The organism is Ruegeria sp. YTSC002 (genome assembly GCF_059609845.1).
This window is the reverse complement of the sequence record NZ_JBXWML010000010.1, coordinates 138,561-164,689: the sequence shown is the minus strand read 5'-3', so window position 1 is coordinate 164,689 and position 26,129 is coordinate 138,561. Positions and strand designations below refer to the sequence as shown.

The following is a 26,129-nucleotide window of genomic DNA, read 5'->3' as shown; positions in this document are numbered from 1 at the left end:
GCTGACGACCCAGTTCCGACGTGATCGAGCCAAAAAGCTCGGGATCACGATCAGCAAGGGACTGGGTGAAAAATCCGGTGTCACGAAGATTGGCGTTCATGGGCGCTCCACATGGCTGGGTAAAAATCTTGCGGATTTCCTATCGGAAACGCCACATTTGCAAAAGGCTTAAAGCGACGATTTGGCCCGCTGCGGCGTCAAGACTGGCCTATCGGGGAAAGGTATGTTTGTTTCGGAACCAAATGTGCAGCACCGGAAACCGGAAAACATGAAAAAAAGAATCGCCTTTCTTGCCAGTGAGGTCAAAGTGGCGCAAACGGCCCGGGATATTCTGGTGTCCAAACACGGAAATGCGGCGCCCCGCGACGCAGATGTTGTGGTTGCTCTTGGGGGGGATGGCTTCATGTTGCATACCCTGCACAACATGCAGCACCTTGATACACCGGTATACGGGATGAACCGTGGCACGATCGGGTTCCTGATGAACGAGTATCACGAAGACGACCTGATGGCCCGCCTGGAAGATGCCGAGGAAGAGGTCATCAATCCGCTGGCGATGCGGGCGATGGATCAGTCCGGAAAGCTGCACGAGGCGTTGGCAATCAACGAAGTATCGCTGTTGCGCGCTGGGCCACAGGCGGCTCGTTTGAAGATCAGTGTTGATGGCCGCGAGCGCATGGATGAACTTGTCTGCGATGGAGCGCTACTGTCCACTGCGGCGGGGTCGACGGCGTATAATTACTCGGCACACGGGCCTATTCTGCCGATTGGCTCGGACGTTCTCGCGTTGACCCCAATCGCCGCATTCCGCCCACGCCGATGGCGTGGTGCATTGCTGCCGAAAATCGCGAAGGTACGGTTCGATGTGCTGGATGCGGACAAGCGACCCGTAATCGTTGCCGCTGATTCCGTAGCTTTCCCAGACATTGACTGGGTCGAGATCCGATCCGATCCCACGATTTCACACCGCATTCTTTTTGACCCCGGGCACGGTTTGGAAGAACGACTGATTTCCGAACAATTCACATAAATTTGTGTCGCTGCGAGGATTTTTTGAAACTGTGTGAAGCAGTTCACAGGGAATCTTCTGGCGATTGGCTAATGTGAAACTGCCCGGAGAACACGCCAAGGTGGGAGTGAGTGGCCACCTGAACGGCGTATTCGAATGATTGCGCAGATTTTGCGCTGGCGAGGGTGGGTGGTGCTACGCTCGTCATCAGAAATCCGGGCTTATTTTAGCAGTCGGGCCCCGGGTACAATGTCCCGGGGTCTATTTTTTGCAGCCACCCTTCAACTCTGTCTTTTCCCAAAGCGGCAGGCACATTTGCCCCACGCGTGCCTCGATGGCCGCGGCCGCATCCACCGCCAGATCTTCGCGCCAGCGCTGAGCGGCAATCTGAACACTGATCGGCTGAGGACCCTTCGGCAATTCAGCCAGCCGGGCCGGGACACATGCCGCAGGCAGGCCCAGAAAGTTCATCGCATAAGAATATACGGCGCACCCCAAAACCTCGTGCACACCCTCAGCGCCTTCGGTGTCCCGGTCGGGTTTGAAGAACGGTTGTGGCAGGAAAGGCGACAGCACCAAAGGGTACTCCTGCAAAAACAGGGACCATTCGCGCGCATAGTGGCTTCGTTTGGCCAGCATCCGAACCATCTCGGTTTCGACAATTGGCGGGAATTCCTGAAAATACACCGCAAAGATATTCTGAATCGTTTTCGAACCAGCGGCTTCGATATCTGATTTCATAAGCGTCAGCACTTCGCCCATCAGCGTACGATAACCGATTCGACCGCATTCAAAAACGTCAGGCGGGTCAATCTCTTGCACCACATATCCCGCATCGGTCAGTGCGTCCCGTGCCGTGTCGAGTGCTTTCTCGACCTCGGGGTGCAAGGCATAGCCGAATGTGTTCTTGGTAAAGGCCACCTTGACGGGCGCGTCGGGGTCAGGGTCACGCCAGGGCATCGGCACGTGAAACGGATCACGCGCGTCGGCGGCGATCAGGCTGGGCATGGACAGATGCAGGTCAGCGGCCGACCGGGTTATCAGGCCCTGAACTGACATCGACTGCGCCAGCAAACCGCGCTCGACCTTCTGGCTTGGGTTCCATGCAGGGACACGCCCCAGCCCGGGCTTCACCGTCACGGCTCCGTTGGCCGCCGCGGGAAAGCGCAGGCTGCCGCCGATATCGTTGCCGTGGGCCAGCGCGCCGATTCCGGCCATGACCGCAGCGCCAGCCCCGCCGGAAGAGCCGCCGGGTGAGATATGCCGCCCCCAGGGGTTGTGCGTACGGCCATACAGCGGATTGTCCGTGTCGGCGCGGAAAGAGAACTCGGGCGTGTTGGTCCGCCCGATAACAACAGCCCCGGCCTTTAGCAGATTGCTCACAACCGGGGCGTCATCTGGTGCAATCACATCCTTCAATGCGACGACACCGTTGGTTGTGGCGTGGCCTTTTTGGTCAACATTCACCTTGATCGTGACCGGCACGCCATGCAGCGGGCCCGTGGGTTTGCCGCCAGCCCGCGCATTGTCCAGCGCTCTGGCGCGTTCCAACGCCTGCTCGCGAAGGTCTTCCACCACCGCATTCAAATCCGGGTTGACCTCATCCATTCGCTCGATCGAGGCCTGAACCGCCTCGGTCGCACTCAGGTCGCCGCGTCTTGTCAGGGTGGTCAGGTCTGTGGCGCTGAGACGCCAGATATCGGTCTGTGTCATGGGTCCTCACTGTCTTAACGTGACAGTAGGGAGGCTGCTTCCGGTTGCAAGAGAAGACACGATAAAGGGCGGCTTGCGCCGCCCTCGGGTTACTTGGCGTAACCGATTGTCTGCAAGGCCTCTTTGATCTCGTCAAGAATGGCTGGATCATCGATCGTTGCAGGCATTTTATAGTCCTGACCGTCTGCAATCGACACCATCGTACCCCGCAGGATTTTACCCGAGCGTGTCTTGGGCAACCTGTCGACGACGACGGCCAGTTTGAAGGCCGCCACCGGGCCGATCTTTTCCCGCACCATCTTGACGACTTCCTGAACCACGTCGCCATGATCCCGATCAGCGCCGGCATTCAGGCACAGGAACCCAACGGGCATCTGACCCTTTAGCTGATCCGATACACCGATCACCGCGCATTCGGCTACGTCCGGGTGAGCGGCAAGCACTTCTTCCATCGCCCCGGTCGACAGGCGGTGGCCCGCGACGTTGATGACATCATCGGTGCGGGCCATGATATAAAGATATCCGCCCTCGTCGATCATTCCGGCGTCGCCGGTTTCATAATACCCGGGGAAGTGCTCCAGGTAGGATTTCCTGAACCGCTCCTCGGCGTTCCACAGGGTTGGCAGGGTGCCCGGAGGCAGCGGCAGCTTGACCGCGATGGCCCCCAGTTCGCCGGCTTTCATCGGGTGGCCACCTTCGTCGAGAATTTGCACGTCATAGCCGGGCATCGGTTTCGCGGGCGAACCCAGCTTGATCGGAAGCTCTTCGATGCCCAGCGGGTTTCCGGCAATGGCCCAACCGGTTTCGGTCTGCCACCAATGGTCGATCACTGGAACCTTCAGCGCATCCTGTGCCCAGATGATAGTGTCGGGGTCAGCGCGTTCGCCCGCCAGATACAGCGCCCGCAGATGAGACAGATCGTATTTGGCGATCAATTCGCCCTTTGGATCTTCACGTTTGACGGCACGGATCGCCGTAGGGGCGGTGAAGAAGCTTTTGACTTTATGTTCCGAGATTACACGCCAGAAGGTTCCCGCATCAGGGGTGCCGACCGGTTTGCCTTCGAACACGATCGTCGTGTTCCCGTGGATCAGGGGTGCGTAGCAGATGTAGGAATGTCCAACGACCCAACCCACATCGGATGCCGCCCAGAATACATCACCCGGATCGACGTTATAGATGTTCTTCATGGTCCAGTTCAACGCCACCAGATGCCCGGCAGTGGGGCGCACGACGCCCTTGGGTGCCCCTGTGGTGCCCGAAGTGTACAGGATGTACGCCGGATCGTCTCCGTCGACGGGAACACATTCCGCCGGTTCGACACCGTACTGGAACCCGTGCCAGTTGTAGTCTCGCCCTTCGATCAGCTGAGCAACTTCTTGTTCGCGCTGAAAGATGACGCAGAAATCCGGCTTGTGCTCGGCAAGTTCGATGGCGCCGTCCAGAAGCGGCTTGTAGTGCACGACCCGGCCAGGTTCCATACCGCAGGACGCCGCAATGACGGCTTTGGGTTTGGCGTCGTCGATGCGGACCGCCAGTTCATTGCTGGCAAATCCGCCGAACACTACGGAATGCACAGCGCCCAGACGTGCGCAGGCCAGCATCGCCTCAAGCGCCTCGGGGATCATCGGCATGTAGATGATGACGCGGTCACCTTTCTCGATGCCTTTCGCCCGCAGCGCGCCGGCAAGATTGGCCACACGGTTGCGCAGCTCGACATATGAAATCTCGCGCTTAGTATGGGTGATCGGGCTGTCATAGATGATGGCGGTCTGCTCGCCGCGCCCGTTTTCCACGTGGCGGTCCACGGCGTTCCAGCAGGTATTGACCCGTGCGTCGCTGAACCATTCGTACAAGGGCGCGTTGTCGTCGAACAGAGCTTTGCTGGGTTCTTTGACCCAATCGATCCCCTTGGCTGCGTCCATCCAGAACGCCTCGGGGTCTTTCTTCCAACTGTCATAAACGTCCTGATACGCCATCTCGTCCTCCTCACAACGACTTGGTCTTTGTGTTAGGACCCAGAAAACTATCGGGCAAGCGCGTCAAATGACGACGCGTCAGTTTATCGCAAAATATTTGCAGTAATTCGCGCAACGGCTTGCAAATTTTTGCAAACTTCTTTCTCACCATTGGATTTTCTGCGCCGAAGAGGCCATTTTGCAAACTTGCAAACTCGACCATGCAAAAGATCACGTCCGAGGCGAGTCGGCATAATGCCAATTCGCCATTCTTCCGCGTGCCCCAGGGTTCCCACGGAGATGCCACGACATATAGCCGTCAAAGTGTGAGAATTGTGTTAACCGCACCCCCGCGGGGGATGTGGTTCAGGGTGTCGGGCGGCCGGCTTACCCGTAATGCGCCACCGGCGTCCCCGCGATGGCAGCCATGTTCAACAATCCGCGTGCGGTAATGGATGGGGTGACGATATGCGCCTTGTTGCCCATTCCCATCAGAATGGGGCCGACTTCGATCCCGTCCGCTTTCATTTTCAGGATATTGCGCACGCCGCTGGCCGCATCCGCATGGGCAAAGATCAGCACATTTGCCGCGCCCTGCAGGCGTGAACCCGGAAAAATCCGCGCCCGAAGATCCGCATCAAGGGCCGCATCCAGGTTCATTTCGCCTTCATAGACAAAGTCGCGCGGTTTCTGGTCCAGGATGTCCAATGCGGCGCGCAGGCGTTTTCCCGATCCTTCCGCCTGATTGCCGAATTGCGACTGCGAGCAGAACGCGATCTTGGGTTCGATCCCGAATCGGCGAACATGCCGCGCGGCGCCAATGGTCGATTCGGCCAACTCCTCCGGTGTCGGCAATTGCCGGACATGCGTATCGGCGATGAACAGGGGGCCGTCTTCCAATATCATCAGCGACAACGCGCCGTGCGGGCGCAGGTCGCCGTCAGCCAGCACCTGTTCAACATAGTTCAGATGCCAGCGATATTCGCCGAACGTGCCGCAGATCATACTGTCAGCCTCGCCCCGATGCACCATGATCGCGCCAATGGCGGTTGTATTTGTGCGCATGATCGCTTTGGCCAGATCCGGGGTCACACCTCGGCGCTGCATGATCTGATGATACGAGCTCCAGTAATCGTAATAACGCGGATCGTTTTCCGGGTTCACGATCTGGCAGTCCGTGCCCGGGCGAATGGTCAGGCCCAGTTTTTCGCACCGGGATTCGATGACTTCGGGGCGTCCGATCAGGATCGGTGTTTCCGTTGTTTCCTCAAGAATGGCCTGTGCAGCCCGCAGCACCCTTTCATCTTCGCCTTCGGCAAATACGATGCGACGGGATGCGACGGCCGCGGCCTCGAATACGGGGCGCATCAAAAGCGCCGACTTGAAAACAGACTGGTTGAGTTTTTCCTTGTAGACCTCAAGATCCTTGATGGGGCGCTTTGCGACGCCGCTTTCCATGGCTGCCTTGGCAACGGAAGATGAGACGACGCCCACCAAACGCGGATCAAAAGGTTTCGGAATCAGATAATCCGGCCCAAAGGTCAGTTGCTCGCCCTTGTAGGCGGCAGCCGCCTCGGCGCTTGTCGTCGCGCGGGCCATTTCCGCAATGCCGTCAACGCAGGCGATCTGCATCGCGTCATTGATCTCGGTCGCGCCCACATCCAGAGCGCCCCGGAAGATGAACGGGAAACACAATACGTTGTTGACCTGATTGGGAAAATCGCTGCGCCCCGTGGCGATGATCGCGTCCGGGGCTACCTCACGCGCGGCTTGTGGCAAGATTTCAGGCGTCGGGTTGGCCAGTGCGAAGATGATCGGACGATCGGCCATTTTCTGAACCATTTCAGGCTTCAGGACATTCGGGCCGCTCAGGCCCAGAAACAGATCCGCATCGCCGATGACATCATCCAGAGTCCGCAAGTCCGTTTTCTGCGCGAACTGCGACTTGTGCGGGTTCATATCCTCGGCACGCCCCTCGTAGACGAGCCCGTGAATATCGCACAGCCAGATGTTTTCCTGTTTCACACCCAGTTTCACCAGCATGTTCAGGCAGGCAATCCCCGCGGCCCCGCCGCCGGTTGATACGACCTTGATGTCTGCAAATGTCTTGCCGGCTACATGCAGAGCATTCTTCGCAGCGGCCCCCACGACAATGGCGGTTCCGTGCTGGTCATCGTGGAAAACGGGAATGTTCATGCGCTCGCGGCACAGCTTTTCGACTATGAAACAATCCGGCGCCTTGATGTCTTCCAGGTTGATGGCCCCGAATGTCGGCTCCAGCGCGCAGACGATATCCGCCAGCTTTTCCGGATCGGGCTGATCGACTTCGATATCAAAACAGTCAATGCCTGCGAACTTTTTGAACAGAACGGCTTTGCCTTCCATCACCGGTTTCGAGGCCAGCGCCCCGATATTGCCTAAACCAAGAACCGCAGTGCCGTTGGACACCACGGCGACAAGGTTGCCGCGCGCCGTATACTTTTCCGCGTTTGCGGCGTCGGCTTTGATTTCAAGGCTGGCCTCGGCAACGCCGGGCGAATAGGCGCGCGCCAGATCGCGACCATTGGCCATCGGTTTTGTGGCCTTGATCTCGAGTTTTCCAGGTTTCGGATGGGCGTGATAGTCAAGCGCGGCCTGTCGCAGGCTGGGGGTGTCAGACATTGGAGATTCAGTTCCCTCTGAGAATTTGATTTAACATTAAACTATTCGTCCGAGCTTGGCTACGTTGCGTAACAATGCCGACGTGTCGCAGTTGCGAGCCGGACATGGGTTGAATTTTGACACATTTTTTTTACATCTAGGTAACTTTGCGAAACGCACAAACACTCAGGCAAGACGAAGCAGCAATGACATACAAGACAGATGATCAGGCCCACGGCCTGTCCAACGGTCCTGGGGCCGGCACTGGACTTGGGCGGCTGACCATATGGTTTGCGGCGGTGACGGGAGTTATGCTTCTCGGTGCGATTGTCATCTGGCCGGAACAGGCAGCGTTCTTCAACCAGGAAGGCGGATTGTTCGAAACGGTTTCCGCGGTTTGTTTGTTTGTTGCGGGGCTGGTGGCGTTGTGGCGATACCCGGGTGTCACCCGGCTGTATATCGGGCTGACATTCCTATTGTTGGCCGAGCGTGAGCTGGAAGCAGGCGTTTACCCTGAAGGCAGTTTGCCGTTCCTGATCCTTGACGGTCTGGATGTCGTGCTGGACGTCAATGTGGTCAGGGTCTTGCTGGCCTGCGTTATCCTGGGCGGCGTCATCTGGCATGGGGCCCCGACGGGATGGCGTGCTGTCAAACGGCGCGCTCCCTTTATGATCGCGTTCATGGCGGCCGGCTGTCTTGCCGTCATCGCTCAGCTTCTTGAGGAATATACCGGGCTGCACAGCGACGCTTTGTCGACAGTTATGAAAACGCGACTTTTCGTCATGGAAGAAACGCTCGAGATGTTCTTTTCGATTGGCATTTTGGCCTCCGTTCTGATCGGATGGCCAAAATCGAAATCTGACGAGACATCTCATGACAAAGACAGCCGAGCCTTCGCAGACCCAAGCTGAATTTCGTTTGCCAACCCAGGAAATTCGAAACGACATCCCCTTTTATACCAAGGTGTTGGGGATGCAGATGGACATGATCTATCCCGCAGACGATCCGCGCGTCGCAGTGTTTTCAGGGCACGGTCTGCGGTTGCGGATCGAAAAAGACGCGCCCGAGTGTCCGGGAACATTGCGCATCCTGACAGATGACCCGGAACGCTTTGCAGATGGCCAACGCGTTCTTGTCGCGCCGAATGGGACCCGGATCGAAATCGAAGAGCGAAATCCGCCGCTGGTGATGCCTGAAACAGTTCATTCCTTCGTGGTGCGCAGGCTCAAGGATCAGGCGCCTTGGATCATCGGTCGAGCGGGGATGCACTATCGCGATCTGGTGCCGGATCGTCTGGGCGGATCGATCATCGCCAGCCATATCCGCATTCCGGACGGGGGCCCGGTGCCCGATATGGTGCATTTTCACAAAGTCGGGTTCCAACTGATATTCTGCATTCATGGCTGGGTGGATGTCGTCTATGAGGATCAGGGAGAGAGAATGCGCCTGACCGCAGGGGATTGCTTTATCCAGCCGCCGGAAATTCGTCATCGCGTGCTTGAGGCGTCGGACAATGTTCAGGTCATCGAGATAGGTGTGCCAGCGGAACATGTCACGGAAATCGACCATGACATGCAGCTTCCCACGCCGCATTTTCGCCCGGACCGCGAATGGCAGGGACAACGCTTTGTCTACAACCGGGCCAAGGACGCCGAATGGGCACCGTTCCGCCTTCCGGGTTACATCTGCCGCGACACGACAATTGCCGAGAACACCAAAGGGGTCGCAGGCGTTCAGGTCGTTCGCAAAGGGCAGGGCGATACCGAATGGGCCAGCCACGATACGGACATTCACTTTACCTTCGTGATGGACGGAGCGGTCACACTGGAAGGCGAAGGACGCGAGCCCTATCGGCTGGAGCAGGGAGACGCCTTTGTCATCCCGCCCGGGATGCGCACGCGCTTGTCCTCGCCCTCGGACAACATCGAGTTGCTGGAAGTCACCTTGCCCGGTACGTTCACGACAACACTGGGCTGACTGAAAAACATTGGCTGGGGGCTTCAATTCCTCTGCCTTTTTACTTAACGGTCCAAATTTCTGACCAGATGATCAAAAAAACGGGGAATCGCCATGTCGCTCAAAGACGCTGCCTTGTCAGTCCGCGAAAACGCCTATGCGCCTTATTCGAATTTCAAGGTTGGCGCAGCGCTTCGATCCTCCTCGGGTCAGGTCTATTCCGGGTGCAACGTTGAGAATGTGGCATATCCCGAAGGCACTTGTGCCGAGGCCAGTGCAATCGCCGCGATGGTTGCTGCGGGCGAGCAGGAACTGACCGAGGTCTACGTGGTTGCCTCCAGCCCTCAGCCTGTGCCGCCCTGCGGTGGGTGCCGCCAGAAACTCGCCGAGTTTGGCAAGCGCGATGTGAAAGTTACTCTGGCAACCGTGGACGGTGCCGAATTCGAGACAACCATCGGGGATCTGTTGCCGGGCGCATTCGACGCGTCACACATGGAGGATGTCTGAACGCATGGATGCCCGCTCGATCATAGCAAAACTGCGCAGGCAGGAGGTGCCCGGTCGCGAGGAGCTGATCTGGTTTGCGCAGGGGCTTGCGGACGGAAGCGTCAGCGACGCGCAGGCCGGGGCTTTTGCCATGGCTGTCTGCATGGGCGGTTTGGGCCCTCGGGGACGTGCGGATTTGACGATCGCGATGCGCGACAGCGGTGACGTACTGACCTGGGATGTGGACGGACCGGTGGTCGACAAGCACTCGACCGGTGGTGTCGGGGACAGTGTCAGCCTGGTTCTTGCCCCGGCGCTTGCGGAATGTGGGGCGTATGTCCCAATGATCTCGGGCCGGGGCCTGGGGCACACCGGTGGAACGCTTGACAAGCTTGAGGCCATCCCGGGGGTCAGCACTCAGATAGGGCAGGACCGTCTTGCGCAGATTCTGCGCGATACCGGCGCGGCCATCGTCGGGGCGACGGGCCAGATCGCGCCCGCAGACAAGCGTCTTTATGCGGTGCGGGATGTGACCGCGACGGTTGAGAGCCTAGACCTGATCACAGCGTCGATCCTGTCTAAAAAGCTGGCCGCCAGCCCGGACGCGCTGGTTCTTGACGTCAAGGTCGGCAGCGGCGCTTTCATGAAAACGATGGAAGATGCCCGCAAATTGGCCACCGCATTGACCGAGACCGCCAACGCAGCAGGGTGTCGCACGTCGGCGGTGATCACTGACATGAATCAACCATTGGCCCCGGCGTTGGGGAATGCTTTGGAGATCGCTGAGGTGATGAAAGTGCTAACCACGTCGGATATGTCACCTTTGGCAGACATTTCTGCCGAGTTGGGGGGCGTCTTGCTGACCGATGCAGGAATGTGCGGTTCGGTCGAGGAGGGGCGTGATAAAATCTTTGAAATCATCCGAGACGGACGCGCCGCAGAGCGATTTGGTCGCATGATGGCAGCTGTTGGTGGCCCCGTTCAGTTCGTCGAGACCTGGGCTCGGTTCCTGCCTGAGGCGAATGTCATCCAAGAGGTTCCGGCCCCGCAGGACGGCTTCATCTCGGCCGTCGATGGCGAAGCTCTGGGTCTTGCCGTGGTTGCGCTGGGCGGTGGCCGTCAGATCGAAAGTGACGAGATCGACCCCGCCGTCGGGATATCCAGTATTCTTCGGCTTGGCGATCGCGTGTCCAAAGGCACGCCGATTGCCGTGATCCATGCTGCGCGGGAAGATGCCGCGCGCCGAGCCGCAGAAACCGTGCTGAGCGCGATTGAGATCAGCGATACGGCTCCGACGCTTCCAGATCTGATCCACGAAAGGGTTCGCGTATGAGCCGTGCTTTTCTCGTCGTCATGGATTCCGTCGGAATAGGCGGTGCGCCTGATGCCGATCGTTTTTTCAATGGCGACGTCCCGGATAGTGGGGCAAACACGCTGGCTCATATCGCGCAGGCCTGTGCCGAAGGGCGGGCCGAAGACGGTCGCTCGGGTCCTTTGAACCTGCCGAACCTCGACGCGCTGGGGTTGGGTGCGGCTGCGCGACTGGCGTCTGGGGACGCAACCCCCGGATTGAACGCCGAACCCAATGGGCTGTGGGGCTGCGCGCGCGAGCATTCGCCCGGCAAAGACACGCCCTCGGGCCACTGGGAACTGGCAGGTCTGCCGGTGCCGTGGGATTGGCACTATTTCCCGGATACGGTTCCAGCTTTTCCAGCGGACCTGAGCCGCGCAGCGGCCCAAGCCGCCGGGACCGAAGGCATCCTTGGCGATTGCCATGCCTCGGGCACGGCGATCATCGCTGAACTGGGTGCCGAGCATATGCGAACCGGCTGGCCGATCTGTTACACCTCAGCCGACAGTGTGTTTCAGATCGCAGCCCATGAAGAGAGTTTCGGGCTGGACCGTTTGCTGGGTATGTGCCGCGCGCTTGCCCCGCGCTTGCACGAGATGAAAGTGGGTCGTGTCATTGCGCGCCCCTTTGTCGGCACGCCAGAGGCGGGATTCAAACGGACAACCAACCGCAAGGATTTCGCCATTCAGCCGCCCGCTCCGGTTCTGACCAATTGGGCGCAGGATGCCGGGCGGAAAGTGCACGCAGTGGGCAAGATCGGCGACATCTTTTCCATGCAGGGTATCGACACGCTGCGCAAAGGGTCGGACGCTGAACTCATGCAACACCTTTCAGATCTGGTGGATGACGCCGAAGAGGGCAGCCTGACTTTCGCCAATTTTGTTGAATTCGACAGTCTTTATGGCCACCGCCGCGATATCAGTGGTTATGCCCGAGCATTGGAATGGTTCGACCACGAGATCGGCGAGATTCTGCCCCGGCTCCGCCCCGGCGACCTGTTGGTGTTGACCGCCGATCATGGCAATGATCCCAGCTGGACCGGGACAGATCACACACGTGAACAAGTACCGGTTCTGATTTCCGGATCAGGCACGGGGCAGATCGGCCAGGTGGACTTTGCCGACATTGCCGCCAGCATCGCCCATCACCTGAACATTCCGGCGCAAGGGCCGGGAAGGAACTTTCTATGAGCGTCGCCGATCTGCCGAAAATAGAACTGCACCTGCATCACGAAGGCGCCGCGCCACCGGCATTCATACGTCAGCTTGCGCATGAAAAACGGGTAGACCTGAGCGGTATCTTCAAGCCGGACGGATCCTATGATTTCCGCGATTTCGCGCATTTCCTAAATGTGTATGAAGCTGCTTGCGAAGTTCTGAAGACGCCCGAAGACTTCCGGCGGCTGACATTGGCCATTCTCGAAGAAAGCGCCGAAAACGGTGTCGTCTATTCTGAGACTTTTCTGAGCCCCGATTTTTGTGGCGGCGGCGACCTGCACGCCTGGCGGGACTATCTGAACGCCATTCAGGACGCGGCGGACGAGGCCGAGCGCAAGTTTGACATCACCCTGCGCGGCGTCATTACCTGTGTGCGCCATTTCGGCCCCGATCAAGCCAAGCGCAGCGCCTATTGCGCGGCAGAGACTGCGGGCGACTGGATCACCGGTTTTGGCATGGGTGGCAATGAATCCGTTGGCACTCAGGGCGATTTCAAATGGGCGTTCGATTGCGCGCGCGAGGCCGGGTTGCGGCTGACGACACATGCCGGTGAGTTCGGAGGCCCTCAAAGCGTGCGCGATGCCGTCCGTGATCTGGGGGTCGAGCGCATCGGGCACGGTGTTCGCGCCATCGAGGATCCGGACCTTGTTCGCGAACTGGTCGACCGGGACATCACTCTTGAGGTCTGTCCGGGATCGAATGTGGTTCTGGGGCTTTTCCCGGATTTTGCGACACATCCAATCGCGGCCTTGCGTGATGCGGGCGTGAAAGTCACCGTCTCAACGGATGACCCGCCATTTTTTCACACGACCATGCGGCGGGAATATGAAATGCTGAACGCAGCTTTCGGCTGGGAGGCCGAAGATTTTGCGGCCCTGAACGAAACCGCCCTGGAAGCGGCCTTTTGCGATGACGCTACCCGTGCGCGGGTCAAGAAAAGACTGGAGAAAACATGAGCGAACATCTGACCATCGTCGATCACCCGCTGGTGCAACACAAACTGACGCTCATGCGGGACAAGGGGACCTCGACCGCCGTGTTCCGGCAGTTGCTGCGCGAAATTACGCTGCTGCTGGCCTATGAGGTCACGCGCGAAATACCGTTGACCACGCGCCATATCGAAACACCGATGGAAGAAATGGACGCCCCCATTCTGGCGGGCAAGAAAATGGCGCTGGTGTCGATCCTGCGCGCTGGAAACGGGATGCTGGATGGGGTGCTGGAGCTGGTTCCTTCCGCGCGCGTCGGTTTTGTCGGCCTGTATCGCGACGAAGAAACGCTGAAGCCCGTGCAGTATTACTTCAAAGCACCCGAGAGCCTTAAGGACCGTTTGGTTATCGCGGTGGATCCGATGCTGGCCACCGGCAACAGTTCGGCTGCGGCGATTGACCTGCTGAAAGAGGCGGGGGCGACGGATATCCGCTTTCTCTGTCTGTTGGCCGCGCCGGAAGGTGTGGCGCGCATGAAAGAGGCGCACCCGGATGTGCACATCGTCACCGCCGCACTGGACCGCGAACTGAATTCGAAAGGCTATATCATGCCGGGTCTGGGCGATGCGGGCGACCGGATGTTTGGAACCAAGTAACCCGGATTATTCGCCGCATATGTTTTGCAGCCGGACCCAATCGCGGTCCGGCAACACCTGTTCCAGGGTACGGCCAGCCATGGGATCAGCCTCGATCAGACCCAGTACTGATTCACCGGTAATGTCCTGAGCATAGGCGTAAGGGGTAGAGGGCAGGGCGCTTTGCGAGAACATCGCCAGCAAGTCGTCGTCCGGAAGGGATGGTCGGGGCTGCGAGAGGACCTGTTCGGTATACGTGTCAATGATCTCAGGTGTCAGTTCCCCGGTCGTCAACAACCGAAAGGCCGAGGATGCCCCGGTTCTGTCCAGCAGATCATCCAGCGGGTCCTTGAGCGCCGTCCGCGCGCGCTCTGCGATAACATAACCTGCTGCGACCGCAGGGTCTTCGTGGTCTTCTACCAGGGCACGATTCAATAGAACGGTGCCACCCGGCAGGCTGAGGCTGTCCTGAACGCCCGCGGGCAGAATAACGATCTGCCGGACGCCCGTACGACTGGCCAACCGATCCAGTGAAGCCTGCGCATCCACAGACGTGCAGGCCGGGCCCGAGACGCGCTCGATCCGCCGCAGGATCGTGTCTCCGATCTCCTGTCGTTTGATTTCGGGCACGACCGAGACAACATGGTTTTGCAACGCACCGGGCAGCCAAAACAACAATACCGCCAGAACCGCGGCCACAACGCCTCCGACGCTCATCCAGCGCAAACGACCGGGATGAGGACGAGAGCGTTCGATGGCACGTTGCAGCCGGTCGATCGCTTCAAGCATCGTGGTTTCGGATTCTCCCAGTTCCAGTGTCTCATCCGGATCGCCGTCGGGGCAAAAAACAGCCGGAAAGACACCGGGGTTCTGCCGTTCAAGCGCTGCCAAAGACCAATGCGTCAAAGCCCTGTCATTGAAATCGGAAATGGTCAGGGTGGCCTTGCCAATCGACACCACAACTTCGCGCCGCTGTTCATCGGGCGAAGGGCGCCACAGACCGGTGGCTTCGATCCGCTGGTACTGTTTCAGGGCCGTCATCTGGTTGGGGTCTGCTCGAAATTGTTTTGCCACAGCTTAGCATGGTGAAATCGCCGGGCGCAAACCTGTTGCGCAGGTATTCCGATTTGTGCTGGATACCCGTCAGGAAAAATTTGATCGCAACAAAGGCGCGGACATGCAGCAAGACACGACCACCTCTCCGGTGCTGGCTTCGGTCCTTATGGTGGCTGCAATGGCAATTATCGGTGTGATCGACAATGTTGTGATCCTGCTGGCCGAGACGGTCGGGCTGTGGCAATTCCATTTCATGCGTGCATTGCTGATGCTGCCGCTGATTGTCGGCCTGTCCCTTATGGGGCTGGGCGGGCTGAGGCCCCATCGGTGGGGAGCGGTCACCTTGCGCAGTCTTCTGATCACGACGGCCATGTTTTTCTATTTTGCGTCGCTGTCGATGATGCCGATTGCGCAAGCCCTGGCAGGGTTGTTCACCTCGCCGATTTTCGTGCTGTTGATTTCGTCCATAGCGCTCGGGCAAAAGATCGGGCCGTGGCGCATTCTGGCCGTTCTGGTTGGTTTTTCGGGCACTCTTCTGGTTTTGCAGCCAAACCCGGTTGCATTTGACATGCGTTCGGTTTTCCCGGTTGCCGCTGGTTTTTTCTATGCCTTGAGTTCGATCATGACGCGGACATATTGCGCGCGTGAAAGCACGGTAGCGATGCTGGCAGCCATGGTCATTACCCTTGGGCTGTCAGGTGCCGTGGGTGCCGCCTTGTTCACAGTTGCACCCGTTGCCACGCTGGACGGGCCGGACGGCTTTGTTACACGGGGTTGGGTCTGGGAAGTGGGGCCCGCGCTGCAATGGATTGTTGTTCAGGCCGTCGGGTCAACGATTGCCGTCTTCATGCTCATCAAGGCCTATCAGGTAGGCGAGACCTCTTACGTGGCCGTGTTCGAGTATTCGGTGATGATCTTCGGGCCGCTCTTTGCATTCGTCGCACTGGGTCAGGCCCTTGATTTGATGCAAGTGTCCGGGATTGTCCTGATCGCGGCGGCAGGGGTTTTGCTGGGCTGGCGGGCCAGGCGGTCATCCACCCAGCAGGAACTTGCCTGAAACGTACAACAGCGCACTGCCAACGGATTTTGCGGCTGCAACCTCAACAAGCGGGTTCATTTCAACGGATCAGGTGCAGATGGATTCGTAAGTTCCATGCATGCTGACCGTTTCGAAAATTGCACAAAAGCCTGTTTAAGCCTTGTGAGTGTTTACTAAATCGCCCTGAGAACGCGCTGAGACGGCTTAAATTGGGCATAAATATGTCCGAAATAAGACAGCCCCGATTTTTGATGTTAGCTGTTTGGCATAGTGAGTTTGTGCCAAAGGGGGTTAGGCACGTGTCTGAAGTTACGAGTATTTCTGTATATCTTGATCAGTCGTCCGAAACTGATCCATCCGGTTTGAACCACGCCGTGAATGCGCGCCGTGGCGGATTTTTGAACGGCACGAAGGTTGCGACAACCAGCGGGTGGAAACCGGTTGAACGCATTGCCGTCGGCGATCTGGTCCGAACTCTGGATCACGGGTTCAAAGAGGTGCGCCGCATCTCGACCAGCGTCGTGGTCATTCCTGCCGAAGAGCGCCGTTCCGAGTATTTGCCGGTTTTCGTACCTGCACGCGCCGCATATAACGGGCGCCCCGTCTGGCTGATGCCCGAGCAGGGCATCGCTCTGAACCTGTCGCAGATAGATGCCAGTGTCAGCGGGTGTTCCGTTGTCTCCGCACGATTGCTGAATGGCGTGGGTCGGTTTATGTCGCAGGCACCGGGATCGTCGTTTGAGGTCCGTTCCCTGTTTTTCGACGAAGATCAGGTGATCTTTGTCGAGGGCGGCCTGCAAGCGTACTGCCCTTCCGGCCTGTTCAACATGCGCGGCACAGCCAGCGGGGCTGGTTACGATGTCGCCGATGAAGAGACCGGCACAGAACTGGTCAACCAGATTGCAAGCAGGGGCGATATGTCGGCCCTTGCCAATCCATTGGGTGCCCTGCCTGCACCCATTCCGCAGGAACCGATTTTTCCGATCCGTCCGCCCTCTGGGGTCAGGCGGCCGGGTCGACCGGGGCGTCCAAACGCACCGGTGCTGTTTTTGCGGCCCGAATGGCAGATCTAACCAAACACTGACAAAAACGATGCAGGCGCGTGAACTCACGCGCCTGCATCACTGTTTCAGGCAGCTTTTGCTTCGGGGTTGAAGCGCCCGTAGAAGGTTTGCCCCTTCTCGGCCATCTCACGCAGCAGCGGCGGGCAGGCAAAGCGTTCGCCATATTTCTCGGCCAGCTGATCGCATCGTTCGGCTGCGTAGGGCGTGCCGATGATGTCGAGCCAGCTGAGCGGACCACCGGACCAAGGCGCAAAGCCCCAGCCCAGAATGGCGCCTACGTCGCCTTCACGGATGTCTTCCAGCACACCTTCTTCCAGCGCCCGAACCGCTTCCAGAACCTGCGCGAACATCAGGCGCTCCTGTACTTCGATCAGGTCGGGCTGGTCTTTGGCAAGTGGATACTTCTCTTGAAGACCCTTCCAGTATTCGACGCGTTTGCCCTTTTCGTCATAGACGAAGAAGCCGGCGTTTGCCTTGCGCCCCAAACGGCCCTGTTCTTCCATCCAGAAGATCAGATCGTCCGAGGGGCTTTCCGGATAGGCATCGCCCATGGCTGCCTTGGTCGCACGGGCGATTTTGGCCCCCAGATCAATCGAGGTTTCGTCGGTCAGCTGAATCGGCCCCACCGGGAAGCCCAGCTGACGCGCCGCGTTGTCGATCAGCACGGGGCTTACGCCTTCGGTGATCATCCGTGCACCTTCGTTGATGTACGGAATGATGCAGCGGTTGGCGTAGAAGAAGCGCGCATCGTTGACCACGATCGGCGTCTTGCGGATCTGGCGCACATAGTCGAGCGCCTTGGCAACGGCGCGATCACCGGTTTCCTTGCCCTTGATGATCTCGACCAGCAACATCTTCTCGACCGGCGAGAAGAAGTGGATGCCGATGAATTGGTCCGGACGCACGCTTGCCTTGGCCAGATCTGAAATCGGCAGGGTCGACGTGTTCGAGGCAAAGATGCAGTCTTCCGGGATGATCGCCTCGACCTTTTTGGTCATCTCGGCCTTTACGTCCATGTCTTCAAACACGGCTTCGATGATCAGGTCACACCCTTTCAGATGGTCCAGATCCGGTGTCGCCGTGATGCGCGCCAGCATGGCCTCTTTCTTTTCAGCCGTGACCTTGCCGCGCTTGATACCCTTGTCCAGATAGGTTTCGGTATAAGCTTTGCCTTTGTCGGCCGCCTCCTGATCACGGTCGATCAGAACGACCTCCATGCCAGCTTGGGCAGAAACCAGTGCGATACCGGCCCCCATCATGCCAGCGCCCAGAACGCCGATTTTCTTGACGCGTTGATCGGGCACACCTTTCGGACGGACCGCGCCTTTTTCAAGCGCTTCCTTGTTGAGGAACAGTGTCCGGATCATCGCCGACGAGGACGGGTTCATCAGAACGTTGGTGAACCAGCGGGCTTCAATTTTCAAAGCGGTGTCAAAATCAACCAACGCGCCCTCATAGATCGCGCTCAGAAGGGCTTTGGCCGCAGGAAACGCACCTTGCGTTTTTCCGTGAACCATGGCGCTCGCGCCCACGAAGGTCATGAAACCGGCAGGGTGGTAAGGCGCGCCACCGGGCATCTTGTAGCCCTTCGCGTCCCAGGGTTTCACCAGATCAGCGTCCTTGGCATTCAGAACCCATTCCTTGGCCGCGGCAACCGGATCGTCGGCAACCGCGTCGATCAACTGCGCGCCCTTGGCCTTGGCCGGGTCCATCATCTTGCCTTCAAGCAGTACGGGGGCCGCCGCCATGGCGCCAACCATGCGGCTGTAACGGATAGTGCCGCCGCCGCCGGGGAAGATGCCCAACAGGATTTCGGGCAGACCGATCTTGGACTTTGGATTGCTGGTCATAACACGGTGATGACACGCCAGTGCGATCTCGGTCCCGATCCCGGCGCAGGTTCCGTTGATCGCGCAGGCGATGGGTTTGCCGCCTTTCTTGGTCTTGGGGTCCATGCCCGCCAATTCCAGCTTGCGCAGGATGTGATGCCCGCCCATGACGAAATCAAACAACGCCTGTGCGGGTTCGTCACCCGCTTCCTGACGGATAGTCGCCAGTGTGTTCAGGTCCATGCCACCGGCAAAAGAGCCTTCCTTGCCCGAGGTGATGACAATACCTTTGATCTCGTCGTCGCTCAGGGCCTGATCAATCAGTTGGCTGACTTCCTGAAAAGCTTCGCGGGTCAGCACGTTCATGGATTTCCCCTGGGCGTCCCAGGTAACGAAAGCGACGCCGTCCGCGTCTTTGGTCAGAGTGAAATCAGTCATTGTCATCTCCAATCTGGTCAGCCGTCAGCGGGCTGCCGTCTTTCCGGGTGAAAGAGAATCCGTTCTCATCATCCTTCACCATCATGTCTATGTCGCTGTAATAGCCGGTCTCGGTCGGGGTCCGTGTGCCCACCACCAAAAAGGTCGCGGGCGCATCGGTTTTGTTCACAAGGTGGTGGCCGTTGGCCTCACCAGCGGGCCAAGCGGCGCAGTCACCGGGCAGCATCTCATGCTCACCATCGTCATCGATCAGCACGCATTTGCCGCTGAGCATGATGGCAAATTCGTCCTGCTCCATATGGTAGTGGCGCAGCGACGAAAGGCCCTGGGGCTCCAGCCGCACGATGTTGACCCCGTACTGGGTCAGCCCGCCCGCATCCCCGACGCGCTGCACGAAACGACCATCGGTCGCCTCGGCCAGCTTGCCCGGATAGGACGAGCCCCCCTTGAACGGGATCTGAGAGAGATCCAGCTTGGGCATCAGACCCGCTCGATAATCGTTGCCGCACCCATGCCGGACGCAATGCAGAGCGTGGCCAGACCGATTTCCTTGTCCTGGCGCTCCAGTTCGTCCAGCAAGGTGCCGATGATGATCGCACCGGTTGCGCCCAACGGGTGTCCCATCGCGATCGAGCCGCCGTTGACATTGACCAGGGCCGGATCGACGTCAAACGCCTGCTGGAACCGCAGCACGACCGAGGCAAAGGCTTCGTTGACTTCGAACAGGTCCAGATCGCTGATCTTCAAGCCGTTGTCGGCCAGGATCTTCTCGGTCACCGGAACCGGGCCGGTCAGCATGATGGTCGGGTCGGTGCCGATCTTGGCGGTCGCCTTGATGCGGGCGCGCGGCTTCAGGCCGTATTTCTCGCCAAATTCCTTGTTGCCGATCAGGACGGCCGCAGCCCCATCCACGATGCCCGAGCTGTTACCGGCATGGTGGATGTGATTGATCCGCTCTAGATGCGGGTATTTCAACATTGCTACCTTGTCGAAGCCGGGCATCTGTTCGCCCATCATCTGGAAGGACGGGTTCAGTGCGCCAAGGCTTTGCATGTCGGTGCCGGGGCGCATGTATTCGTCACGGTCCAGAATGGGCAGGCCGTTCTGGTCCTTGATGGTGATGACCGACTTTTCGAACCGGTTGTCGGCCCAGGCTTCCGCCGCGCGCTTTTGCGATTCAACCGCCAGAGCGTCCGCGTCATCGCGGCTGAATCCGTATTCCGTTGCAATGATATCGGCCGAGATGCCCTGCGGCACAAAGTAGGTCTCCATCGCCAGAGAGGGGTCAACGGCAATCGCCGCGCCGTCGCTGCCCATGGGAACACGGCCCATCATCTCAACGCCACCTGCGATGTAAGCGTCGCCCGCGCCGCCCTTGACCTGGTTTGCGGCCAGGTTCACGGCTTCCATTCCGCTCGCGCAGAAACGGTTGATCGCCAGGCCGGGGATCGACTGGTCCAGGTCCGAGGCCAGAACAGCCGAGCGCGCCAGACAGCCGCCTTGTTCCATCACCTGCGTGACGTTGCCCCAGATCACGTCTTCGACGGCGTGGCCTTCCAGGTTGTTGCGTTCTTTCATCGCGTTCAGGGTCAGGGCGGACAGGCGCACCGAGGTTACCTCGTGCAGGCTGCCATCCTTGCGGCCCTTGCCGCGCGGTGTGCGCAGAGCGTCATAAATATAAGCTTCGGTCATGGGTCTTCTCCTCAAGCTCGATCCGACGGGTTGCCGGGCATCAGGTCATAGGGGTGTTTCCAGCCGGGCTGCTCGGACAGGCGAGTCAGCCAGGCGTCGATATTGGGCCAGTCGGCACGGTCAAAGCCGAATGGTTCGGGGTAGTAAAGGTAGCCGCAGCAGCTGAGATCAGCGTTGGTTACGCCGTCGCCGACGATCCAGTCGCGGCCTTCCAGATGCGTGTTCAGCACCTGATAGGCAGCCTTCAGGCGGCCCTGGTTAAAGGCGATCACATCCGGGTTGCGATGCTGTTCGGGCAGAAAATTGATCAGGAACCGGGTCAGGCCCGCCATCGAGCTGAGCTTGTGATTGTCCCAAAGCACCCAGCGCAGGATGTCATAGTTCTCTTCCCGGTTTTTGCCGCCGAACTTGCCGGATTTTTCAGTCACATAGGCCTGAATGGCACCAGATTGGGAGGTTTGGAAATCACCATCGACCATGAAGGGTGCTTCGCCCATCACGTTGAGTTGTGAACGGAACTCGGGGCTGCGGGTGACACCCTTGAAGAAGTCGACAAAGACAGGCTCCCAATCGAGACCGGACATTTCCAGCGCCAGAGCGGCCTTGTAGGAATTGCCGCTTTCTCCGAAACAGTGCAGTTTTATGCTCATGCAATCGCCCCTCCCGTGGCGCACGTGGCTAAGCCGGAATTGAGTATTTTTGAAAAGATGAAGGTCAGTCGGTAACCTTTGATCAACCATCTTCCTATTCAATGGTCGCGCGGTACAGGCTGGAGAGCCGATGACCGCAAAAGGTGAAGTCGTCCCTGTCCTGATGGCGAGTGCGCCCGGTGGCAGGGACGCGTCGCAGCTTCATCTTTTCATAAATACTCCCGCCGGAGGCACCCGGCATCCAAGTTAGCGGTTTCGTAATAAATCGCTGCTGGCATTCACTTTTTCCGGGCTTCCAGTTCGGAATTAAAAATTCGCAGGCGATGGGTCAGGTTGTCCTCGTTGATTACGCTGTTGAAGTTTTCGAACAGAAACGACAGCGCCTCTCCCTCGTCCAGACCGGCTTCGCGCGCGAACGCTTTGAGCTTGCGATACCCGTCCTCGGTCATTGCCACGGGAAAGCGGCGGGTCAGGCGGAAACGTTTTGGCATGTTGTTCCTCCGGTAAGCTGGGTCCGGTCAATGTTGCCCGGACCCAGATTGAGATCAGAAGCTTGCCGCGTCCAGCGCCATGACCGTGTCCGCACCGGTTTGAATGCGCGACAGGTGCAACGCCGTGGCGGGGAGGCGCCGGGCCATGTAGAAGCGGCCGGTGTTGATCTTGGTCTCGTAGAACTCTTTGTCTGACGTGCCATTGTCCAGCGCTTCTTGCGCGGCCTTGGCCATACGCGCCCACATCAGGCCCAGGCAGACATGGCCAAACATGTGCATGAAATCGTAGGAACCGGACAGCGCGTTGTTCGGATTCTTCATGCCTTCCTGCATGAAATACATGCCGGCAGCCTGCAGATCCTTGGACGCAGCCTTCAGCGGTTCGATGAAGGCTTTGTCATACGCCTCGTTCTGGCCCGCGTTTTCCTTGCAGAAGGTTTTGACCATGTCGAAGAAGGCCATGACATGCTTGCCGCCATCCTGCGCCAGTTTGCGGCCAACAAGGTCCAACGCCTGTACGCCGTTGGCGCCTTCATAGATCATGGCGATCCGGGCATCGCGGGTATATTGCGACATGCCCCATTCCTCGATGTAGCCATGGCCGCCATAGACCTGCTGCGCCTGAACGGTCATGTCGTAACCTTCATCCGTCAGGAAGCCCTTGATGACCGGGGTCAACAGTGAGATCAGGCCGTCTGCGTCCTTGTCGCCCGACCTGTGCGCCTTGTCGATCATCGTGGCACCCCACAGAATGAATGCGCGTGCACCTTCGGTGAAGCTTTTCTGGTCCATCAGGTTTCGTCGGATGTCAGGGTGAACAATCAGCGGATCGGCCGGGCCGTCCGGGTTCTTTGTGCCAGTAACATCACGGCCTTGCAGGCGATCCTTGGCGTATTCGACAGCATTTTGATACGCAGCTTCGGCCTGAGACAGGCCTTGCATGCCCACACCCAGACGCGCTTCGTTCATCATGGTGAACATGGCGCGCATGCCTTTGTGCTCTTGGCCCAGCAGCCAGCCGGTGGCCTCGTCATAGTTCATGACGCAGGTCGAGTTGCCGTGGATGCCCATTTTCTCTTCGATCTTGCCGACCGATACGCCGTTGCGTTCGCCCAAAGAGCCGTCTTCGTTGACGATGAACTTGGGAACGATGAACAGCGAGACACCCTTGATACCCTCGGGGCCGCCGGGGATTTTCGCCAACACCAGATGGATGATGTTGTCGGCCATGTCGTGATCGCCAGCCGAGATAAAGATCTTCTGGCCCGAGATTTTATAGCTTCCGTCACCCTGCGGTTCCGCTTTGGTGCGCATCAGGCCCAGATCGGTGCCGCAATGCGGTTCCGTCAGGTTCATGGTGCCGGTCCATTCACAGCTGACCATTTTGGGCAGGTACTTGTTCTTCTGTTCGTCCGTTCCATGCGCCAGAATCGCCGATGCAGCACCGTGCGTCAGGCCCTGGTACATTGTGAAAGCCTGGTTGGAACCCGAGAACATCTCGCCCACGGCGGTGCCTAGCACATAGGGCATGTTCTGACCGCCATACTCTTCCGGCATGTCGAGGCCAGTCCAGCCACCTTCCTTCATCTGCTCGAAGGCGTCCTTGAACCCGGTCGGGGTGTACACAATGCCGTTTTCCAACCGGCATCCTTCGGTGTCGCCGACAACGTTCAGCGGATGCAGAACATTGGTGGCAACCTTGCCGGCTTCTTCCAGAACCGCGCCGGTAAACTCGGCTTCCAGTTCGTTGTAGCCGGGTATGTCCGACTGCGAGACATTCAGTACGTCGTGCAGGATGAACTGCATGTCTTTGGTTGGCGCGTTGTAAACGGGCATGTGAAGCTCCCTTAATTCATATGTCCGGATGACAGGTCGAGGTTACTCGGCTGCCTTCTTTTCCTGTTTCATCGAGGCGATGACTTTCTCGCCCCAGCGCAACTGCTCTTTCAGATCGTCGATGGCCTGCGTCAGCTCTTCGCGGCGCGATTCCATGTCCTCCAGACGCTCGCACGCGATTTCATAGGTGCGGGTCATCTGCGTGACCTGCTGGTCGCCGACATGGTACAAATCCAGCAGTTGCCGAATTTCTTCCAAGCTGAAACCAAATCGTTTGCCGCGCAGGATCAGTTTGAGCCGCGCCCGATCACGCTTGGTGAACAGACGTTTCTGGCCTTCACGGATCGGGAACAGAAGTTCCTTGGCCTCATAGAACCGCAAGGTGCGTGGTGTGACATCATAGGTCTCGCACATCTCGCGGATGGTCATCACATCTTCGGTCATTCGTCATACTCTCGTCACTGGCGTCATGAGATATGAGTTGCGCAGTTGATACGCGCTTTACAACACGAGAGTGACGTTTACGTAATCCAGACGCTGCGTCATTTCAAAGTTGACGTAACATCCGGTCACGTAAGCATGGTCTGACGCAATTTTCTTTCCGTCACGTCATGCAGTTTTTCCCGCCAAAGCTGTCGCAATTGCGGAAACACTGCGCATTTGTTTGCGCGGATTCAGGGTGATCAATTTGGTTTTTCGGACTCGGAAGGCGCGGCTATCCCAACGACTTGGCCGTCTGGTCGCGCAGACGCTTGAGTTCGTCCATGGCTTCATCCAGTTGCTGGCGCTGCTGCTGAAGCTCGTTCATCTGGCGATCCGCCATCTCGACGAACGTAGCCATCTGCGCCTCATTGCCCTGATCTTCGTAGATCAAAAGCCATTGGCGAATCTCTTCCAGGGGGAATCCGAACTTGCGGCCGCGCATGATCAGTTTCATCCGCGCGCATTCACGCGGGCCGTAAAACCGGGACCGACCTTCACGGTCCGGTTGCAAAAGCTCGATGTATTCGTAATAGCGCAGAGTGCGCGGGGTCACGTCGAACTCGGCGCACATCTCTTTGAATGACAAACGGTTGTTGGACATTCCCGATCTCCTTGTCAGCAACCTAGGCGGTCCCGATCCCAAGCGCAACAGGTGGGCTTGCCCTTTGCGGAAACAGCGGCTCATAAAGGACGGGCAGAGAACAGGACGCAAACCTATGGTCGACAAGACAGTTTTAGCCCGCCAGTTTATCGAGGCGATCCCCCACGCGCGGGCATTGAACCTCAAGCTTACGCAGATCGGCGAGGGCGAGGCAGAGATCACGTTGCCCTACAATGAGGATCTGATCGGTGATCCGCGCACAGGGGTGATTCACGGTGGGGCGATTTCCACAATTCTGGACACTTGCTGCGGTGCTGCTGTGATGAGCCACCCCTCGGCCCCCGGCGGGACAGCCACGATCGACCTGCGAATTGACTACATGCGCGCGGCGACACCGGGTCAGACGGTTACGGCGCACGCCGTCTGCTATCACATCACGCGGAACGTGGCTTTTGTACGAGCGACGGCTATGGACGACGACAAGGACCTGCCGGTGGCCACGGCCTCGGGGTCTTTTACGGTTGAGGGGAAATAACATGGCAAGACCTCGTCCCGAACCAATGCAGGTGGTCAAGCAGCGACGCGATGCAGCGTTGCGTGCGCTAGTTGACGGTGTGCCTTACATCCGCTTTCTCAATATTAGCTTCGACCGGCGCGGGGATGAACTGACCGGTGTTCTGAACTTCGATGACAAGTTGATTGGCAACCCGTTCCTGCCTGCGATTCACGGCGGTGTAACCGCGGCATTCCTCGAAGTGACCGCTGTCATTACCCTTAGTTGGGAGCATTTGTTCCCGCGCATCGAAAGTGGCGAGATCGACGGAGAGGCCATTGTGACCGACCCGAATATCCGCTTTCCCAAAACCATCGACTTTACCGTCGACTACCTGCGTTCGGGCCTTCCACGGGATGCATATGCGCGTGCCTTTATCAGCAGATCCGGGCGGCGGTATGCCTCGGTCCGGGTCGAAGCCTGGCAGGACAATCATGCGAAACTGTTTGCGCAGGCTTCCGGACATTTCCTGATGCCGCAACCCCCCAGAGACAAGAGCTGAC

Annotated in this window: 24 protein-coding genes; 12 read left to right on the top strand and 12 right to left on the bottom strand. The window is 58.5% G+C overall.

Annotation, left to right across the window (positions count from 1 at the left end):
- Positions 1-268 precede the first annotated feature (268 nt).
- Positions 269-1,030 (top strand): NAD kinase, encoded by a 762-nt coding sequence (locus tag AC2FFD_RS17715; protein ID WP_254440103.1) that lies wholly within the window; start codon positions 269-271, stop codon positions 1,028-1,030.
- Between the two features lie 240 nt (positions 1,031-1,270).
- Here AC2FFD_RS17715 and AC2FFD_RS17710 read toward each other — a convergent pair whose 3' ends face one another.
- The 3 genes from AC2FFD_RS17710 to AC2FFD_RS17700 form a co-directional block, all read right to left on the bottom strand.
- Complete coding sequence (locus AC2FFD_RS17710; RefSeq protein WP_496873714.1) at positions 1,271-2,722, bottom strand: amidase family protein; 1,452 nt, start codon at positions 2,720-2,722, stop codon at positions 1,271-1,273.
- Between the two features lie 89 nt (positions 2,723-2,811).
- Entirely contained in the window at positions 2,812-4,701 is a 1,890-nt protein-coding gene (gene prpE, locus AC2FFD_RS17705) for a propionate-CoA ligase PrpE (RefSeq protein WP_496873713.1), read from the bottom strand.
- A 366-nt stretch (positions 4,702-5,067) separates the two neighbouring features.
- Positions 5,068-7,341, bottom strand: a complete 2,274-nt coding sequence (locus tag AC2FFD_RS17700) for an NADP-dependent malic enzyme (RefSeq protein WP_257600291.1) — start codon at positions 7,339-7,341, stop codon at positions 5,068-5,070.
- Between the two features lie 185 nt (positions 7,342-7,526).
- Between AC2FFD_RS17700 and AC2FFD_RS17695 the strand changes: the two genes are divergently transcribed.
- From AC2FFD_RS17695 to upp, 7 genes are all read left to right on the top strand, one after another.
- Positions 7,527-8,231, top strand: a complete 705-nt coding sequence (locus AC2FFD_RS17695) for a hypothetical protein (RefSeq protein WP_425077929.1) — start codon at positions 7,527-7,529, stop codon at positions 8,229-8,231.
- A complete protein-coding gene (locus tag AC2FFD_RS17690; protein ID WP_496873712.1) occupies positions 8,194-9,297 on the top strand; it encodes a cupin domain-containing protein in 1,104 nt (367 codons plus the stop codon). The genes AC2FFD_RS17695 and AC2FFD_RS17690 overlap by 38 nt, the downstream gene beginning before the upstream one ends.
- A gap of 93 nt (positions 9,298-9,390) precedes the next feature.
- Complete coding sequence (locus AC2FFD_RS17685; RefSeq protein WP_496873711.1) at positions 9,391-9,783, top strand: cytidine deaminase; 393 nt, start codon at positions 9,391-9,393, stop codon at positions 9,781-9,783.
- A 4-nt stretch (positions 9,784-9,787) separates the two neighbouring features.
- On the top strand, positions 9,788-11,095 hold the full coding sequence (locus AC2FFD_RS17680) for a thymidine phosphorylase (RefSeq protein ID WP_496873718.1): 1,308 nt from the start codon (positions 9,788-9,790) through the stop codon (positions 11,093-11,095).
- Complete coding sequence (locus tag AC2FFD_RS17675) at positions 11,092-12,303, top strand: phosphopentomutase (protein ID WP_496873710.1); 1,212 nt, start codon at positions 11,092-11,094, stop codon at positions 12,301-12,303. Before AC2FFD_RS17680 ends, AC2FFD_RS17675 begins: the two co-directional genes overlap by 4 nt.
- Positions 12,300-13,286: an adenosine deaminase gene (locus AC2FFD_RS17670; RefSeq protein WP_480684732.1), complete on the top strand. Its 987-nt coding sequence runs from the start codon at positions 12,300-12,302 to the stop codon at positions 13,284-13,286. The genes AC2FFD_RS17675 and AC2FFD_RS17670 overlap by 4 nt, the downstream gene beginning before the upstream one ends.
- Positions 13,283-13,915 carry a uracil phosphoribosyltransferase gene (gene upp, locus AC2FFD_RS17665; RefSeq protein WP_152457415.1) on the top strand — a complete coding sequence of 211 codons (633 nt, stop codon included), beginning with the start codon at positions 13,283-13,285 and terminating at the stop codon, positions 13,913-13,915. The genes AC2FFD_RS17670 and upp overlap by 4 nt, the downstream gene beginning before the upstream one ends.
- A 6-nt stretch (positions 13,916-13,921) precedes the next feature.
- Here upp and AC2FFD_RS17660 read toward each other — a convergent pair whose 3' ends face one another.
- Positions 13,922-14,935, bottom strand: a complete 1,014-nt coding sequence (locus AC2FFD_RS17660; protein ID WP_170347239.1) for a hypothetical protein — start codon at positions 14,933-14,935, stop codon at positions 13,922-13,924.
- 136 nt (positions 14,936-15,071) lie between these two features.
- On the opposite strand from AC2FFD_RS17660, the gene AC2FFD_RS17655 reads away from it, so the two are divergent.
- Complete coding sequence (locus AC2FFD_RS17655; RefSeq protein WP_257600298.1) at positions 15,072-16,007, top strand: DMT family transporter; 936 nt, start codon at positions 15,072-15,074, stop codon at positions 16,005-16,007.
- A 281-nt stretch (positions 16,008-16,288) separates the two neighbouring features.
- Positions 16,289-17,062, top strand: a complete 774-nt coding sequence (locus tag AC2FFD_RS17650) for a Hint domain-containing protein (RefSeq protein WP_496873709.1) — start codon at positions 16,289-16,291, stop codon at positions 17,060-17,062.
- A 56-nt stretch (positions 17,063-17,118) separates the two neighbouring features.
- On the opposite strand, the gene AC2FFD_RS17645 is transcribed toward AC2FFD_RS17650, so the two are convergent.
- From AC2FFD_RS17645 to AC2FFD_RS17610, 8 genes are all read right to left on the bottom strand, one after another.
- On the bottom strand, positions 17,119-19,320 hold the full coding sequence (locus AC2FFD_RS17645; protein ID WP_496873708.1) for a 3-hydroxyacyl-CoA dehydrogenase NAD-binding domain-containing protein: 2,202 nt from the start codon (positions 19,318-19,320) through the stop codon (positions 17,119-17,121).
- Positions 19,313-19,801 (bottom strand): cupin domain-containing protein, encoded by a 489-nt coding sequence (locus AC2FFD_RS17640; protein WP_496873707.1) that lies wholly within the window; start codon positions 19,799-19,801, stop codon positions 19,313-19,315. Before AC2FFD_RS17640 ends, AC2FFD_RS17645 begins: the two co-directional genes overlap by 8 nt.
- Entirely contained in the window at positions 19,801-21,012 is a 1,212-nt protein-coding gene (locus tag AC2FFD_RS17635; protein ID WP_496873706.1) for an acetyl-CoA C-acetyltransferase, read from the bottom strand. The genes AC2FFD_RS17640 and AC2FFD_RS17635 overlap by 1 nt, the downstream gene beginning before the upstream one ends.
- 11 nt (positions 21,013-21,023) lie before the next feature.
- Positions 21,024-21,662 (bottom strand): glutathione S-transferase family protein, encoded by a 639-nt coding sequence (locus AC2FFD_RS17630; protein WP_170347233.1) that lies wholly within the window; start codon positions 21,660-21,662, stop codon positions 21,024-21,026.
- Between the two features lie 278 nt (positions 21,663-21,940).
- Positions 21,941-22,153, bottom strand: coding sequence for a hypothetical protein (locus AC2FFD_RS17625; RefSeq protein ID WP_257600301.1), 213 nt, complete (start codon positions 22,151-22,153; stop codon positions 21,941-21,943).
- Positions 22,154-22,207: 54 nt separating this feature from the next.
- Positions 22,208-23,989 (bottom strand): acyl-CoA dehydrogenase C-terminal domain-containing protein, encoded by a 1,782-nt coding sequence (locus AC2FFD_RS17620; RefSeq protein WP_425077935.1) that lies wholly within the window; start codon positions 23,987-23,989, stop codon positions 22,208-22,210.
- A gap of 42 nt (positions 23,990-24,031) precedes the next feature.
- Positions 24,032-24,433 (bottom strand): MerR family transcriptional regulator, encoded by a 402-nt coding sequence (locus AC2FFD_RS17615; protein ID WP_117869542.1) that lies wholly within the window; start codon positions 24,431-24,433, stop codon positions 24,032-24,034.
- Between the two features lie 271 nt (positions 24,434-24,704).
- Complete coding sequence (locus tag AC2FFD_RS17610) at positions 24,705-25,073, bottom strand: MerR family transcriptional regulator (protein WP_152457425.1); 369 nt, start codon at positions 25,071-25,073, stop codon at positions 24,705-24,707.
- A 115-nt stretch (positions 25,074-25,188) separates the two neighbouring features.
- Between AC2FFD_RS17610 and AC2FFD_RS17605 the strand changes: the two genes are divergently transcribed.
- Together AC2FFD_RS17605 and AC2FFD_RS17600 are read left to right on the top strand one after the other, a co-directional pair.
- On the top strand, positions 25,189-25,608 hold the full coding sequence (locus tag AC2FFD_RS17605) for a PaaI family thioesterase (protein WP_170347230.1): 420 nt from the start codon (positions 25,189-25,191) through the stop codon (positions 25,606-25,608).
- A gap of 1 nt (position 25,609) precedes the next feature.
- Positions 25,610-26,128 (top strand): PaaI family thioesterase, encoded by a 519-nt coding sequence (locus AC2FFD_RS17600; protein ID WP_496873705.1) that lies wholly within the window; start codon positions 25,610-25,612, stop codon positions 26,126-26,128.
- Position 26,129: the final 1 nt, after the last annotated feature.